Origin of the sequence: Limnohabitans sp. G3-2 (assembly GCF_002778275.1) — a bacterium.
In the GTDB taxonomy this organism is placed as follows: Bacteria; Pseudomonadota; Gammaproteobacteria; order Burkholderiales; family Burkholderiaceae_C; genus Limnohabitans_A.
This window is the reverse complement of sequence record NZ_NESG01000007.1, coordinates 1-13,838: the sequence shown is the minus strand read 5'-3', so window position 1 is coordinate 13,838 and position 13,838 is coordinate 1. Positions and strand designations below refer to the sequence as shown.

At 60.4% G+C, this 13,838-nt stretch carries 15 protein-coding genes; 13 read left to right on the top strand and 2 right to left on the bottom strand.

Annotated elements, in window-relative coordinates; translation table 11 throughout:
• Window positions 1-4 precede the first annotated feature (4 nt).
• The 8 genes from B9Z31_RS12175 to B9Z31_RS12140 all read left to right on the top strand — a co-directional run bounded on the left by B9Z31_RS12175 (window position 5) and on the right by B9Z31_RS12140 (window position 8,014).
• The gene (locus B9Z31_RS12175; protein ID WP_100120047.1) at window positions 5-889 is read left to right on the top strand and encodes a 2-hydroxy-3-oxopropionate reductase; all 885 of its coding nucleotides are present in this window, start codon (window positions 5-7) and stop codon (window positions 887-889) included.
• A gap of 33 nt (window positions 890-922) precedes the next feature.
• Window positions 923-1,687, top strand: coding sequence for an HpcH/HpaI aldolase/citrate lyase family protein (locus B9Z31_RS12170; protein WP_100119852.1), 765 nt, complete (start codon window positions 923-925; stop codon window positions 1,685-1,687).
• A 14-nt stretch (window positions 1,688-1,701) separates the two neighbouring features.
• Window positions 1,702-2,523 (top strand): NAD(P)-dependent oxidoreductase, encoded by an 822-nt coding sequence (locus B9Z31_RS12165; protein WP_100119851.1) that lies wholly within the window; start codon window positions 1,702-1,704, stop codon window positions 2,521-2,523.
• Between the two features lie 176 nt (window positions 2,524-2,699).
• Window positions 2,700-3,854, top strand: coding sequence for an alpha-hydroxy acid oxidase (locus tag B9Z31_RS12160; RefSeq protein WP_100119850.1), 1,155 nt, complete (start codon window positions 2,700-2,702; stop codon window positions 3,852-3,854).
• 115 nt (window positions 3,855-3,969) lie between these two features.
• Window positions 3,970-5,202, top strand: a complete 1,233-nt coding sequence (gene dinB, locus B9Z31_RS12155) for a DNA polymerase IV (RefSeq protein ID WP_233200965.1) — start codon at window positions 3,970-3,972, stop codon at window positions 5,200-5,202.
• Window positions 5,203-5,412: 210 nt separating this feature from the next.
• Window positions 5,413-5,712 (top strand): helix-turn-helix domain-containing protein, encoded by a 300-nt coding sequence (locus tag B9Z31_RS12150; RefSeq protein ID WP_100119848.1) that lies wholly within the window; start codon window positions 5,413-5,415, stop codon window positions 5,710-5,712.
• Window positions 5,709-7,073, top strand: coding sequence for a HipA domain-containing protein (locus B9Z31_RS12145; RefSeq protein WP_100119847.1), 1,365 nt, complete (start codon window positions 5,709-5,711; stop codon window positions 7,071-7,073). The genes B9Z31_RS12150 and B9Z31_RS12145 overlap by 4 nt, the downstream gene beginning before the upstream one ends.
• Window positions 7,074-7,171: 98 nt before the next feature.
• A complete protein-coding gene (locus B9Z31_RS12140) occupies window positions 7,172-8,014 on the top strand; it encodes an enoyl-CoA hydratase-related protein (protein ID WP_100119846.1) in 843 nt (280 codons plus the stop codon).
• A 32-nt stretch (window positions 8,015-8,046) separates the two neighbouring features.
• Here the strand turns inward: B9Z31_RS12140 and B9Z31_RS12135 are convergent, their stop codons facing one another.
• Together B9Z31_RS12135 and B9Z31_RS12130 are read right to left on the bottom strand one after the other, a co-directional pair.
• Window positions 8,047-8,463 carry a type II toxin-antitoxin system VapC family toxin gene (locus B9Z31_RS12135; protein ID WP_100119845.1) on the bottom strand — a complete coding sequence of 139 codons (417 nt, stop codon included), beginning with the start codon at window positions 8,461-8,463 and terminating at the stop codon, window positions 8,047-8,049.
• Window positions 8,460-8,717, bottom strand: coding sequence for a type II toxin-antitoxin system Phd/YefM family antitoxin (locus B9Z31_RS12130; protein ID WP_100119844.1), 258 nt, complete (start codon window positions 8,715-8,717; stop codon window positions 8,460-8,462). Before B9Z31_RS12130 ends, B9Z31_RS12135 begins: the two co-directional genes overlap by 4 nt.
• 121 nt (window positions 8,718-8,838) lie before the next feature.
• Between B9Z31_RS12130 and B9Z31_RS12125 the strand changes: the two genes are divergently transcribed.
• The 5 genes from B9Z31_RS12125 to B9Z31_RS15385 all read left to right on the top strand — a co-directional run bounded on the left by B9Z31_RS12125 (window position 8,839) and on the right by B9Z31_RS15385 (window position 13,772).
• Window positions 8,839-9,891, top strand: coding sequence for a histone deacetylase family protein (locus B9Z31_RS12125; protein WP_100119843.1), 1,053 nt, complete (start codon window positions 8,839-8,841; stop codon window positions 9,889-9,891).
• A 105-nt stretch (window positions 9,892-9,996) separates the two neighbouring features.
• Window positions 9,997-10,275, top strand: a complete 279-nt coding sequence (locus tag B9Z31_RS12120; RefSeq protein WP_100119842.1) for a type II toxin-antitoxin system RelE/ParE family toxin — start codon at window positions 9,997-9,999, stop codon at window positions 10,273-10,275.
• Between the two features lie 7 nt (window positions 10,276-10,282).
• A complete protein-coding gene (locus B9Z31_RS12115; protein WP_100119841.1) occupies window positions 10,283-10,558 on the top strand; it encodes a HigA family addiction module antitoxin in 276 nt (91 codons plus the stop codon).
• A 116-nt stretch (window positions 10,559-10,674) separates the two neighbouring features.
• Entirely contained in the window at window positions 10,675-13,479 is a 2,805-nt protein-coding gene (locus B9Z31_RS12110; RefSeq protein WP_100119840.1) for a DNA methyltransferase, read from the top strand.
• 5 nt (window positions 13,480-13,484) lie between these two features.
• Complete coding sequence (locus B9Z31_RS15385; RefSeq protein WP_143473849.1) at window positions 13,485-13,772, top strand: hypothetical protein; 288 nt, start codon at window positions 13,485-13,487, stop codon at window positions 13,770-13,772.
• The last annotated feature ends 66 nt before the right edge of the window (window positions 13,773-13,838 follow it).

The window sequence follows — 13,838 nt, the reverse complement described above, 5'->3', positions numbered from 1 at the left end:
CACCATGAAACTCGGATTCATTGGCTTGGGCATCATGGGCGTGCCCATGGCCGGGCACCTGCTCGCGGGCGGCCACGAAGTCTTTGCTTTTTCGCGCAGCGGCGTGCCTGCGGCCGTGCTCGAACAAGGCGCCCAAGCCTGCGCCAGCCCGGCCGAAGTCGCCCAAAAAGCGGACATCATTTTCACCATGGTGCCCGACACCCCGCATGTGCAAGACGTGCTGTTTGGCGAGCAAGGTGTGGCCAAAGGCCTCAGCACAGGCAAAACGGTGGTGGACATGAGCTCCATCTCACCCATCGCCACCAAGGCTTTCGCCGCCCAAATCAACGCACTGGGTTGCGAGTACCTGGACGCTCCCGTGTCGGGCGGCGAAGTGGGTGCCAAAGCCGCCAGCCTCACCATCATGGTCGGCGGATCTGAAGCCACCTTCAACCAAGTGCAGCCCCTGTTTGCCTTGATGGGCAAGAACATCACCCTGATCGGTGACAACGGCAGTGGCCAGACCTGCAAAGTGGCCAACCAAATCATCGTGGCGCTCAACATCGAGGCCGTGGGCGAAGCCCTCTTGTTTGCCGCCAAAGCCGGTGCCGACCCGGCCAAGGTGCGCCAAGCCCTGATGGGGGGCCTGGCCACCAGCCGCATTCTGGAGCTGCATGGCGAGCGCATGATCAAGCGCACCTTCAACCCGGGCTTTCGCATCGAGCTGCACCAGAAAGACCTGAACCTGGCGCTGGAAGGCGCCAAGGCCATGGGCCTGAGCCTGCCCAACACGGCCAACGCGCAGCAACTGATGAACACCTGCGTGGCGCACGGCGGCGCAGCCTGGGACCACTCCGGCATGGTGCGTGCACTGGAGATCGCGGCCAATTTCCAGGTTGCAGGCAACTGAACTTTCCCCCATTCCACCTAAGAGAACAACACCATGGACATGCCCGTCAACCATTTCAAACACGCCATCCAGTCCGGCCAAAAGCAAATCGGCCTGTGGTCGCACCTGTGCAGCAACATCAGCACCGAAATCCTGGCGCACTGCGGCTTTGACTGGCTGCTGCTGGACATGGAGCACTCGCCCAACGACCTCACGGAAATCGTGGCGCAATTGCAGGCCATGAAAGGCAGCCCCACCACGCCCATCGTGCGCCCACCGTGGAACGACATGGTGACCTTCAAGCGCTTGCTCGATGTGGGCGTGCAGACCCTGTTGGTGCCCTACATCCAGAACGAAGAGGAAGCCCAACAAGCGGTGTCCTACACCCGTTACCCGCCCCACGGCGTGCGCGGTTACGCGGGCGCACCCCGCGCCAGCCACTATGGCCGCGTGAAGGGTTACGCCCAACACAGCAGCGAAGAAATTTGCGTGCTGCTCCAGGTCGAAACCGTGGAGGGCCTCAAAAACATCGAAGCCATTGCCAACGTGGACGGCGTGGACGGTGTGTTCATCGGCCCTGGCGACTTGTCGGCCGCCTTGGGCCACTTGGGCAACCCCAAGCACCCCGAGGTGCTCAAGGTCATCGACGAATCCATCGCCCGCATCCGGGCCTGCGGCAAAGCGGCGGGCATCTTGACGGGCGACGAAGCGCTGGCCAAACACTATGTGGACCAAGGCTGCCTGTTTGTGGCCGTGGGCGCCGACCAAAACGTGTTGCGCGACAGCGCCACGGCCTTGGCTGGCCGTTTCAAAGCCTGAACAGGACAACCCACATGCTCAACACCCCCGCTTCCACCATCCGATTCCCCCGCTTGCTGCTCACGGGCGCCGGCGGCAATCTGGGCAAAGAACTGCGCCCCCGCCTGAAAGCCTACTGCGATGTGCTGCGCGTGAGCCACCGCCGCGAGTTGGAACCCGCCACAGCCGGCGAGGAAGTTCAACTCGCCGCCTTGGAAGACAAGGACCAGATGCTGGCCTTGCTCGACGGCGTGAACGCCGTGGTGCACATGGGCGGCGTCTCGACCGAGCAGCCTTGGGACCCGATTTTGGCGGGCAACATCGTGGGCATGGTCAACCTGTATGAAGCCGCTCGCCTGAAGGGCGTCCAGCGCATCGTGTTTGCCAGCTCCAACCATGTGACCGGTTTTTACCGCCAGGACGAAGTCGTCAACACCCGCATGCAGCCCAAGCCCGACGGGTTTTACGGCCTGTCCAAAGCCTTTGGCGAAGACCTGGCCCAGCTGTACTGGGACCGCTGGGGCATCGAAACGGTGAGCCTGCGCATTGGCTCCTCGTTCACAGAGCCGCGCGACCGCCGCATGCTGGCCACTTACCTCAGCTACGACGACTTGGAGCGCTTGGTGGTGGCGGCCCTCAGCGCCCCCATCGTCGGCCACAGCATCATCTACGGCATGTCGGACAACCAAACCACGTGGTGGGACAACACCCACGCCAAACACATCGGTTACCGGCCACTCGATTCCTCTGATGTGTTTCGCCCAGCGGTCGAAGCCCGTCAGCAAACCATCGACCGGCACGATCCGGCGGCCATTTACCAAGGCGGCGCTTTCGTCAAGGCCACGCCGCACGGCTGAGCATCCGGCCCCCAGCCTGCGCCTGGGCGCATGGACCCTGGGCCCGGGCCCAGGCGCAGGCACAGCCCCACCAAAAATTTCAAAGGGGCTGTCTCAAGTTTCACAGCGAGCGGCCAGGCCTGCGGCTACGATGGGCGACTTTCAAAAATCGCTCGACCCCCAGCAGGAGACCCCCCATGCCCGTGATCACCAACATCGAAGACCTGCGCGTTCTGGCCGAAAAGCGCGTGCCGCGCATGTTTTACGACTACGCCGACAGCGGCTCCTGGACCGAGGGCACCTACCGCGCCAACGAGACGGACTTTCACAAAATCAAGCTGCGCCAGCGCGTGGCGGTGAACATGGAAAACCGCACCACGGCCACCAAGATGGTCGGCATCGACACCAAGATGCCCGTGTGCATCGCCCCCGTGGGCCTCACGGGCATGCAGCACGCCGATGGCGAAATGCACGCCGCCATGGCCGCCAAGAAGTTCGGCATCCCCTTCACGCTGTCGACCATGAGCATCTGCTCCATCGAAGACATCGCGGCCCACACCCAAGCACCGTTCTGGTTTCAGCTGTACATGATGCGCGACCGCGAAGCCATGGCCCGCATGATCGACCGCTGCAAAGCCGCCAACGTGAGCGCCATGGTGCTCACGCTCGACTTGCAGGTGATCGGCCAACGCCACAAAGACCTCAAAAACGGCCTGACCGCGCCACCGCGCCCCACCATTGCCAACATCCTCAACCTGATGACCAAGCCGCGCTGGTGCCTAGGGATGGCGGGCACCAAACGCCACACCTTTGGCAACCTGGTGGGCCACGTCAAAGCCGTGACCAATATGAAGTCGCTGGCCTCGTGGACCAACGAGCAGTTTGACCCGACGCTCAATTGGGAAGACATCGCCTGGGTCAAAAAGCAATGGGGCGGCAAGCTGATCTTGAAGGGCATCATGGACGTGGAAGACGCCAAGTTGGCCGTGGCCAGCGGGGCCGACGCGATCGTGGTCAGCAACCATGGCGGCCGCCAGCTTGACGGCGCGCCCAGCAGCATCGAGGCCCTGCCCGCCATCGTGGCCGCTGTGGGCGACCAAATCGAAGTCTGGATGGACGGCGGCATCCGCTCCGGCCAAGACGTGCTCAAGGCTTGGGCCTTGGGTGCCAAAGGCGTCATGATCGGTCGCGCCATGGTCTATGGCCTGGGCGCCATGGGCGAAGAAGGCGTGACCAAAGCGCTGCAAATCATCCACAAAGAGCTGGACGTGACCATGGCCTTTTGCGGCCACACCAACATCCAGAACGTGGGCACCAACATCTTGTTGCCCGGCACATTCCCAAAGGCGTGAATGCAGCGCCTGGGCTTCTCGCCGTGCGTGAGTGGCCTTCGCGTGGCGCTATGCTTCTAGGGTGACCGAGACCGCCCCCACCACAGCCTTGCCCCGGCGCATCGCCCACCTCGACATGGACGCGTTTTACGCGTCGTGCGAGCTGCTGCGCTACCCGCAGCTCAAGGGCCTGCCCGTGGTCATTGGCGGCGGCCGCCGCAAAGAAGACGACCTGCTGGGCAAGCTCCAAACGGCCTACCCCGAAGGCGAGTGGACAGAAGAGACCTTTGCCGAGCGGCTCGACCGCATTCCGGTCGATTTTTTCCCGCGGATTGAGGGCTACACCGGGCGCGGTGTCATCACCACCGCCACCTATGCGGCGCGGCAGTTTGGCATCGGCTCGGCCATGGGGCTGATGAAAGCCGCCAAGCTCTGCCCGCAGGCCATCCTGTTGCCTGTGGACTTTGAACGCTACCGCTACTTCTCGCGCACCTTCAAAAGCATCATCACCGACATCGCCCCCGTCATGCAGGACCGAGGCGTGGACGAGGTTTACATCGACTTCACCCACGTGCCCGGTGGCCAACGCGAAGGCGGGCGCGTGCTGGCGCGGCTGATCCAGAAAAGCATTTTTGACGCCACGGGCCTGACCTGCTCGGTGGGCGTGGCCCCCAACAAGCTGATCGCCAAGATGGCGAGCGAGTTCAACAAACCCAAGGGCATCTCGATCGTGCACGAGGCCGACCTGCAAACCCACATCTGGCCGCTGGCCTGCCGCAAGATCAACGGCGTGGGCCCCAAGGCCGATGAAAAGCTCAAAGGCTTTGGCATCCACACCATCGGCGACCTGGCCGCGCGCGAACAGCACTGGCTGATTGAAAACTTTGGCAAAAGCTACGGCGCCTGGTTGCACGAGGCCTCGTGGGGCCGCGACGACCGCCCGGTGGAGACCGAGAGCGAACCCGTCAGCATGAGCCGCGAAACGACGTTTGAGCACGACCTGCAGGCCGTGCGCGACCGCGAAGAACTCGGCGCCGTCTTCACCCGGCTGTGCGAACAGGTGGCCGCCGATTTGCAGCGCAAAGGCTACGAAGGCAAAACCATCGGCATCAAGCTGCGCTATGACAACTTCCAAGCCGTGACCCGCGACCAGAGCCTGAGCGAATACACCGCAGACGCCAAACGCATCCGCCAAGTGGCTGGCCAATGCCTCAAACGGGTGGACCTGTCACGCCGCATTCGGCTGCTGGGTGTGCGGGTAGGCTCGCTGGTCAAGGCGGGAACAGCGCCTGATTCGGTCAGTCAGCCCATGAAGGCCGAAGAGCCGGGCCATGAGTGGCAAACGCAGCTTCTGTTCACAGACGACTGATGGCCACCGATGGGGGGGGTCGCCGCCTGATGTGCCCTTGCGACCCTTTTAAAGTTTCGGAATATAAGAAATTTAACAGCTTGAGTCTATTTATCTTCAAACATTTCTGATTTACCGAAATATCTATTGACTTAGCCTGAAAAATCTCATATTTTCGGAATTTCAGAAATTTAGCCAAGCCAACACTTGGGTGCTCTTTGAAAGTACAGGATGAATGAAACGCTCACCCGGCAAGCCAAGCTTTTGAGCAGCGCCAGCGCACTCGGCGCCCTTGTGCGCGAACGGCGCAAATCCCAAGCCTTGCGCATCGATGATGCTGCTGGGCTGCTGGGTGTGTCGGTAGACCTCATGTCCCGGCTCGAAAACGGCCAAGGCACGGTGCAGCTGAACAAAGCCATGGCCGTGCTGGACGGATTGGGACTGACTTTGATGGTGCTGCCCAAAGACCACCCTTGGGTTCAACAGGCCACGGCCGCAAACGCCAGCAGACCCACGAAAGACAAGCCATGACCCATGCGCTGCAGGTCTGGGTGGACAACAACCCCGTCGCGGTCATCGAGCACGAAGGCCGGGATGATCGGTGGGGCTTGCGCTATGCACCGCCATGGCTCGCCGATGCACAGGCTTTCCCGCTGTCGCCCGCGTTGCCACTGGGGCGCGCACCCAATGAGCACGCCTCTGCAACCATCAAGCGCTTCATCGAACACTTGCTCCCGGAGGGCCGGGCGTTGGACGTGGTGGTCGCCTTCAAAGGCCTGACCAAGACCAATGTCTTTGGCCTCATCTGGGCGCTGGGTGCCGAGACAGCGGGGGCCCTGCGCTTCACGGGCGATGCAGCAACAGCCACCAAAGATGCGAGCGACCAGGCATCGACACCACGCGAAATACCACTGAGCGAACTGGATGAGCGCATCGCCCAGCACGAACAGGTGCCGCTGACCGTTTGGGACGGCCATGTGCGCATGTCGGTCGCAGGCCTGCAAGACAAGCTGCTGGTTTACATCGACAAACCATGGGTGGATGGGGGCCGACTTTTCCTGGTGGACGGGCAACAAATGGCCTCCACACACATCCTCAAACCCGACACGGGCCACCCCAAGACGCCTCACCTGGCCGTCAACGAGCACTTTTGCATGTCACTGGCCCGCCGCATGGGCCTGCCTGCGGCTGAAGTGGACTTGCTGCGCACACCTCGCCCCGTGCTGGTGGTGCGCCGCTTCGACCGAACTGTTCAGCACACGGGCGATCAAGTGCAAGTCCAACGCCTGCACATCATCGACGCGTGTCAGGCCTGCGACTTGCCCGTGAGCTACAAATATGAACGCCATCTGGGCAATGCCCCCGAAGTGCGACACATACGGGATGGCGTGAGCTACGAAAAGCTTTTTGCCTGCGCCGACTTGAGCGGCAACAAGGCCAGCACCCGGCTGGCGATGCTGCGCTGGGCACTGTTCCAGTTCCTGATTGGCAACAGCGATGCACACGGCAAAAACTTTTCGTTTTTCGTGCGCCCCGGTGGCCTGCTGGAGCCAAGCCCTTGGTACGACCTGGTGAGCGTGCTGCAATACCCAGGCTTCGACACCGAACTGGCCATGGCCTATGGCGATGTTTTCGAGCACGAAACCGTGAGCGCTTTCGCTCTGGCCGACTTTGCCACCCGCTGCGGCATCGACCGAAAATTGCTACGCAGAGAAGGCCAACGCCTGGCCAAACTGGCCGAGACAGCGGCCATGGCGCAAGCACAAGCAGCGGATTACAAAGCAGACGAACAGGCATTTGTCCAAGGGATCGCTCAATTTGTGGCGCAGCAGGCAAAGCGACTGAGCCAACTCGTCGCAGACGCCGCCAACATCAAGTCCGAATACCTCTGATCCAACTTGACAGGGCCGCCCAGTGCAAGCCCTCGGGTCAAGACGGGGACAGCGCAGCCCATCAACGATGGGCTAACCTGCGCCAAAGGAGACACCCCATGAAATCACTCAACTGCTTTTCTTTGACAACTGAAGGCCACGTGGCCCACCTGGTGATGAACCGCCCCGAGGCGATGAACACCATGCACCCGACGTTTTGGCGCGAGCTGCACGAGGTGCTGACCGACATCCACAAAGCGGGCACCGCCCGGGCGCTGGTGATCTCCAGCACCGGCAAACACTTCAGCGCGGGCATGGACCTGCAAACCTTTGGCAGCGCCATCCAGATGGACGACAGCAGCGCAGAAGGCCGCTCGGCCGTGTACGACCTGCTGACCGACATGCAGCACACCTTCACCCTGCTCGAAGAACTGCGCATCCCGGTCATCGCCGCCATCCACGGCGGCTGCATTGGCGGCGCGGTGGACATGGTCACCGCCTGCTGCATGCGTTATGCCTCGGCCGATGCGTTCTTCTGCATCCAAGAAATCAACATCGGCATGGTGGCCGACGTGGGCACCTTGCAGCGCTTGCCCAAGCTGCTGCCCATGGCTCTGGTCAAAGAGCTGGCCTACACGGGCCGCCGCCTGAGCGCCGACAAAGCGCTGGCCCACGGCCTCGTCAACGAGGTGCTGCCCACCCACGAAGCCACCGTGGCCGCCGCCCTGCAAGCGGCCAAAGAGATCGCCAGCAAACCGCCCGTGGCCATCTGGGGCACCAAGCAAGTGCTGCACTACGCCCGCGACCACAGCACAGAAGACAGCCTGCGCCACATGGGCTGGCTGCAAGGCGCCATCTGGAGCAACGCCAACGTGCGCGAAGCCATCAGCGCCATGCAACAAAAACGCGAAGCCAACTTTGCGCCGCTGCCGCCGCTCAAGGGGTTTCGGGAATTTGGTTGATGGCTTAGCAAAGCCCCGTGCAAAGAATTGGATTAAACCGGGGCAAACGGGTTGAAGACCTCAAACCCCAGCGCCTGAAAGTCCGCCACATTCCTTGTCGCCACAGTCAGTCCATGCACTTTGGCCGTGGCGGCAATCATGGCGTCTTCGTAGAAGGTGTCTGACTTGCGGTGCATCAATTTCGCCCAAGCCGTGAAGGCTGCCGCATCCATGGGCAAGACGTTGTAAGCGCCCGCCACCAAGGCCAGCCAGTCTTCAATTTGTTGAGCCTTTTCGGGGTCTTGTTCACGCGTCAGCTCGATGCCCACTTGGATTTCGCCCAGGGTGACCGCCGACACGTAAAGCTGAGCGTCATCCAGCGACTCCAGCCAAGCCACAACGCCCCCATGCGGGCGCGGCTTGCGCAACTCAGACACCACGTTGGTGTCCAGCAAATAGCGCTGCGTCACAGCATCGGCTCCACAGGTCGACGTTTGGCCTGCCCTCGAGGCGGCACGATCAACTCGGTGCGAGCTTGGTCTGAGAGCAGCAGTTGCTTCAGCGAAGGGCGAGCTGCCGACTGCATACGCCGCCACTCCTGCACGGGCACCAACACGGCAGCTTCAGCGCCACGTCGGGTGACCATTTGCGGCCCATCGACCAGGCACGCATCCAAAAACTCACTGAACCGCGCTTTCGCGTCTTGTACCGGCCATGTATGCATCTCAGCCCCCTTAAACTAGTCAGCCATCTAGTCTGCTCATATTTCGTACCCCTGTCAAGGTAAGCAGCGGTTTGCCTTCCTTGGGCACTGGCACACTGGAGCCCAAACAAGACTCAAGCCTATGAAAATCTTCCACAACACCCGCCACGCTGAGCACGCAGGCCGCCAGGAAATGTTCCGGGGCCGCATGGTCGATTGCCACGAAGTGCCCATGCGCCTGCAGCATGTGCTCGATGAACTGAACAAGCGCCCTGTCGGCACCCTGGTGCAACCCGCAGCCGACCTGCCGCTGGACGCGGCTTTGCGCCAAGTGCACAACGCCGACTATCTGGACTTTTTGGCCCACGCTTGGCGCGACTGGGTGGCGCTGGACCCGGCCAATGCGTTGGTCGACGCCCTGCCCTCGGTCTGGCCGCTGGCCGCTCGGCACGGCTTTCGCACCGACGCGCCGCCTCTCAACTTTGCGGCGCGGCTAGGGCAGTACGCGTTTGACTCGGGCACGCCCTTGATGGCGGGCAGCTGGGCCGCCGCACGCGAGGGCGCGGCCTGTGCGCTGGCCGCCGCGCAAGCGGTGCTGGCGGGTGGTCGTGTTGCCATGGCCCTGACCCGCCCGCCGGGCCACCATGCAGGCCCCAACTACATGGGTGGTTATTGCTTCATCAACAACGCCGCCATGGCCGCACAGGCCTTGCGCGATGGCGGGCTGCAGCGCGTGGCCGTGCTCGATGTGGACTACCACCACGGCAACGGCACACAGACTTGTTTTTATGAGCGCAGCGATGTGCTGACGGTATCCATCCACGGCGATCCGCGCACCGAATACCCCTTCTTTTTGGGCCATGCCGACGAGCGCGGGCATGGTGCGGGCGAAGGCTTCAACCTGAACCTGCCGCTGCCGCGTGGCACCGGGTTTGACGTTTGGTGGGCCACCCTGCAAACCGCTTTGCAGGCGGTAGCTGACTTTGCCCCGCAAGCACTGGTGGTGCCGCTGGGGCTGGACACGTTCGAGGGTGACCCGATCTCGGGCTTCAAGTTGCGCAGTGCCGATTACCTGCAGGTCGGCCGAGCGATCGCCGCTTTGGGCTTGCCCACGGTGCTGACGCTCGAAGGTGGCTACGCTGCGGCAGATTTGGGCGTGAACACGGTGAATGTATTGGAAGGCTTGAAAGGCTGAGCGATAGCGGTTTTTGTAGGAAACCAAGCCGTGAGCGAGAGGCAGGGTACACGTCCTATTGACCGAGTTGTAGCTTGAAGCGCTACACACTACAATGCCCCTGAAATGATCAAGACATTTCGTCACAAAGGCCTGCAGCGCTTTTTTGAGACCGGCAGCAAGGCAGGTATTCAGGCTGCGCACGCTGCAAGGCTGCGTCTTCAGTTGGCGGCTCTTGATCAAGCGGTCAAGCCCGAAGACCTCTCAGCACCAGCATGGGGACTGCACCCCCTCAAGGGCGACTTGAAAGGTCATTGGGCCATCACCGTCAATGGCAACTGGCGCATGGTGTTCATGTTCGATGGAACGGACGCTGTGCTTGTGGATTACCTCGACTATCACTAAGGCCGTCATGACTCGCATGCACAACCCTCCGCACCCAGGGGAAGTCCTTCGGGAATATCTGGGTGACATCACCATCACCGAGGCCGCTGTCAGGCTGGGCGTCAACCGTGTCACGCTCTCGCGTGTGGTGTCTGGCGCATCAGGCGTTTCGGCTGACATGGCCTACCGACTCGCGCAAGCCTTCGGCACCAGTGCCGAAATGTGGGCGGGCATGCAGATGCAATACGACCTTTATCAAGCGGGCGAGGTCAAACGTCCCAAGATTGAGCGCTTCGCAGCTTGATCGGCGACAGCAGCGACTGACCGAGCCTCAGACCCTTTAGTTACACCCCCAGCACTCCCTCCATCAAAAAACCGAGAACTTTCCGTTAACATCCGGTCTCACTTTGTGAGTACCAAATGGGTCTTAATTGGAACGAAATCAAATCCAGGGCATTGCTTTTCAGCAAGACTTGGGCCGACGCCTGCAACGAAGACAGCCAGGCCAAGCCCTTTTGGATCGATTTCTTTGAAATCTTTGGCATCACCAACAAACGCGTCGCCACCTTCGAGCTGAATGTCAAAAAGCTCGGCGGTGCGCAAGGCTTTGTGGACCTGTTTTGGCCCGGCGTGCTGTTGGTGGAGCACAAGTCGCGCGGCAAAAGCCTGGACGGCGCGGTAGACCAGGCCATGGGCTACCTGCACAACCTCAGCGAGCGCGACCTGCCCCAGCTGGTGGTGGTCTGCGACTTTGCCCGCTTTCGGCTGCACCGCCTGGCCACGGGCGAGACGGTGGCGTTTGAGCTCCGGCACCTGCACAAACACATCAAGCTGTTTGGCCTGTTGGCGGGCTACAAGGTGCAAGACATCCGTTCGGAAGACCCGGTCAACATCAAGGCCGCCGAACGCATGGGCCGCCTGCATGACGCGCTCAAGGCCTCAGGCTACCAAGGCCACGCGCTCGAAGTGCTGCTGGTGCGCCTGCTGTTTTGTTTGTTCGCCGACGACACGGGCATCTTTCAGCCCGCGCAATCTTTCAGAGACTTTGTGGAAGAACGCACCGCGCCCGACGGCTCGGACTTGGGGCCGCGCCTGGGGCAACTGTTTCAGGTGCTCAACACGCACGAGAGCCAACGCAGCCAAAACATCGACGAACAGCTGGGCCAGTTTGCCTACATCAACGGCCGCCTGTTTGAAGAAACCCTGCCCATGGCCGACTTCAGCACCGCCATGCGCGAAGCCCTGCTGGACGCCTGTGCGCTGGACTGGTCGGCCATCAGCCCGGCGATTTTTGGCAGCCTGTTCCAAAGCATCATGGACGACCAAGCCCGCCGCAATCTGGGCGCGCACTACACGTCTGAGGCCAACATCCTCAAGCTGATCAAGCCCCTGTTTCTGGACGAACTGCACGCCGAGTTTGAGCGCGTGAAAGGCCACCGCAACAAGCTGTTTGAGTTTCACAAAAAGCTGCGGCGGCTGACGTTTTTGGACCCGGCCTGTGGGTGCGGCAACTTCTTGGTCATCAGCTACCGCGAACTGCGCGAGTTGGAACTGAAAGTGCTGCGGGCCGACCACGAACTGAGCGCCCACAAAGGCCAGCTGGCGGTGGACGTGCATGGCCTGATCGGCGTGAACGTGGACCAATTCTTTGGCATCGAGATCGAAGAGTTTCCGGCGCAAATTGCCCAAGTGGCCCTGTGGCTGGTGGACCACCAGATGAACCTGCGCGTGAGCGTGGAGTTTGGCCTGTACTTTGCCCGCATCCCGCTCAAAAGCTCACCGCAAATACGCCACGCCAACGCGCTGCGGCTGGACTGGAACGAAGTGCTACCTGCGGAGCGGTGCAGTTATGTGTTGGGCAATCCACCGTTCATCGGCAAGAAAGAACAAACACCACATCAAAAAGCTGACTTTGAGCCGGTGATGAATCGCATCAAAGGGTTTGGCGTTTTGGATTTTGTGGCAGCTTGGTACGTCAAAGCGGCCAATTACATGCGCTGCGTTGAGTCTCAACAGGCCCCGCGCGTGGCGTTCGTCTCAACCAACAGCATTACTCAAGGTGAACAGGTTGGCGTTTTGTGGGCGTGGATGTTGTCGCAAGGCATCCACATCCAATTTGCGCATCGCACGTTTTCTTGGTCCAACGAAGCCAAAGGCAACGCAGCCGTGCATTGCGTGATCGTGGGTTTTGGTCGAGAGGATCGTTCCGACAAAATCATTTATGAATACGCCGACATCAAAGGCGAGCCTCTGGCTGTGCCAGCCAAGAACATCAATCCGTATTTGGTTGATGCCCCGAGCATTGCAATTTCAAAAAGAAGCACACCCGTTTGCGCATCACCTCCGATAACAAAAGGCAGCGAAGCGACTGACTTCGGGCATTTGGTTTTATCAACGGAGGAAAAAACCGAACTGATATCCAACGAACCCAAAGCTGAGCACTGGATCAGAAAGTTCGTCGGCGGTGACGAACTCATCAACAACCAAGATCGATGGTGTTTGTGGTTAAAAGGACTTTCGCCAGCTGAATTACGGAGCATGCCTTTAACCCTTGAGCGAATCCAAAAGGTAAAAACTGCACGACTGAACAGCGGCAAACAACGCACACAAGAATGGGCAAGCACGCCCTCTCTTTTTACAGAAGATCGGCAACCAACGACCGATTACTTGGCGATTCCAAAGGTTTCATCAGAAAGGCGTTTGTACCTCCCGATCTGCTACGCCCCGAAGGAGTGGATCGCAAGCGGAAGCCTATTAATCATTCCAAACGCAACATTGCATGAATTCGGTGTGCTCAATTCATCAATGCACATGTCTTGGATGCGGGCTGTTTGTGGTCGCATGAAAAGCGACTACCAATATTCTGCAAGCGTGGTCTACAACAACTACCCCTGGCCCGGCTACGCTGGCGAACCACTCAGCGACAAACACCGGAACGCCATCGAACAAGCCGCGCAATGGGTGCTCGACGCCCGCGCCCAATTTGCAGACGCATCACTGGCCGACCTGTACGACCCACTGACCATGCCCCCGGCCCTGCTCAAGGCCCACCAAAAACTAGACGCCGCCGTAGACGCCGCCTACCAACCCAGCGGCGGCAAAAAATCCTACGCCTCCGACGCCGAACGCGTCGCCTTCCTGTTCGAGCTGTACCAACGCATGACCAGCTTGCTGCCCGCACCAGCCGCGCAGAAAACACGCAAATCTAAATCTAAAGAAAGTTGAAAAATATGAATGAAACGAAAATGCGACCAACTAATCTTGCATTCTTACGCATAGTCAAGCGAGCAGAACGTCAGGACGACGCGGTTCTTCAAAAGACCTTTGTTGATTTTGGATCTATTTTTACAGTGCTATCTTCGATCGATCATCAAATCGTGTTCGGTCGCAGAGGCACTGGGAAAACGCACTTGTTAAGTGTTTTGAGACAGGCAAAACAGGCTAAAGGCGAACTGGCCCCTGATGGCCACCTAAATTCCCCCACTTATGGCCACCTCAAACTCCCCCACCTGAATTGATCGGGGACAGGGGTTCAACGCCGACACCGTCGGCACCTGTTGGCAGGACGCATGTTCTGACCTTCC

What these genes read in the sequence shown, in the direction of transcription:
- B9Z31_RS15385 (WP_143473849.1), top strand. Translation starts at nt 13,485, where the DNA reads ATGAATGAAACGAAAATGCGACCAACTAATCTTGCATTCTTACGCATA.
- B9Z31_RS12110 (WP_100119840.1), top strand. Translation starts at nt 10,675, where the DNA reads ATGGGTCTTAATTGGAACGAAATCAAATCCAGGGCATTGCTTTTCAGC.
- B9Z31_RS12125 (WP_100119843.1), top strand. Translation starts at nt 8,839, where the DNA reads ATGAAAATCTTCCACAACACCCGCCACGCTGAGCACGCAGGCCGCCAG.
- B9Z31_RS12145 (WP_100119847.1), top strand. Translation starts at nt 5,709, where the DNA reads ATGACCCATGCGCTGCAGGTCTGGGTGGACAACAACCCCGTCGCGGTC.
- B9Z31_RS12115 (WP_100119841.1), top strand. Translation starts at nt 10,283, where the DNA reads ATGACTCGCATGCACAACCCTCCGCACCCAGGGGAAGTCCTTCGGGAA.
- B9Z31_RS12175 (WP_100120047.1), top strand. Translation starts at nt 5, where the DNA reads ATGAAACTCGGATTCATTGGCTTGGGCATCATGGGCGTGCCCATGGCC.
- dinB (WP_233200965.1), top strand. Translation starts at nt 3,970, where the DNA reads ATGGACGCGTTTTACGCGTCGTGCGAGCTGCTGCGCTACCCGCAGCTC.
- B9Z31_RS12120 (WP_100119842.1), top strand. Translation starts at nt 9,997, where the DNA reads ATGATCAAGACATTTCGTCACAAAGGCCTGCAGCGCTTTTTTGAGACC.
- B9Z31_RS12160 (WP_100119850.1), top strand. Translation starts at nt 2,700, where the DNA reads ATGCCCGTGATCACCAACATCGAAGACCTGCGCGTTCTGGCCGAAAAG.
- B9Z31_RS12170 (WP_100119852.1), top strand. Translation starts at nt 923, where the DNA reads ATGGACATGCCCGTCAACCATTTCAAACACGCCATCCAGTCCGGCCAA.
- B9Z31_RS12150 (WP_100119848.1), top strand. Translation starts at nt 5,413, where the DNA reads ATGAATGAAACGCTCACCCGGCAAGCCAAGCTTTTGAGCAGCGCCAGC.
- B9Z31_RS12130 (WP_100119844.1), bottom strand. Translation starts at nt 8,717, where the DNA reads ATGCATACATGGCCGGTACAAGACGCGAAAGCGCGGTTCAGTGAGTTT.
- B9Z31_RS12165 (WP_100119851.1), top strand. Translation starts at nt 1,702, where the DNA reads ATGCTCAACACCCCCGCTTCCACCATCCGATTCCCCCGCTTGCTGCTC.
- B9Z31_RS12140 (WP_100119846.1), top strand. Translation starts at nt 7,172, where the DNA reads ATGAAATCACTCAACTGCTTTTCTTTGACAACTGAAGGCCACGTGGCC.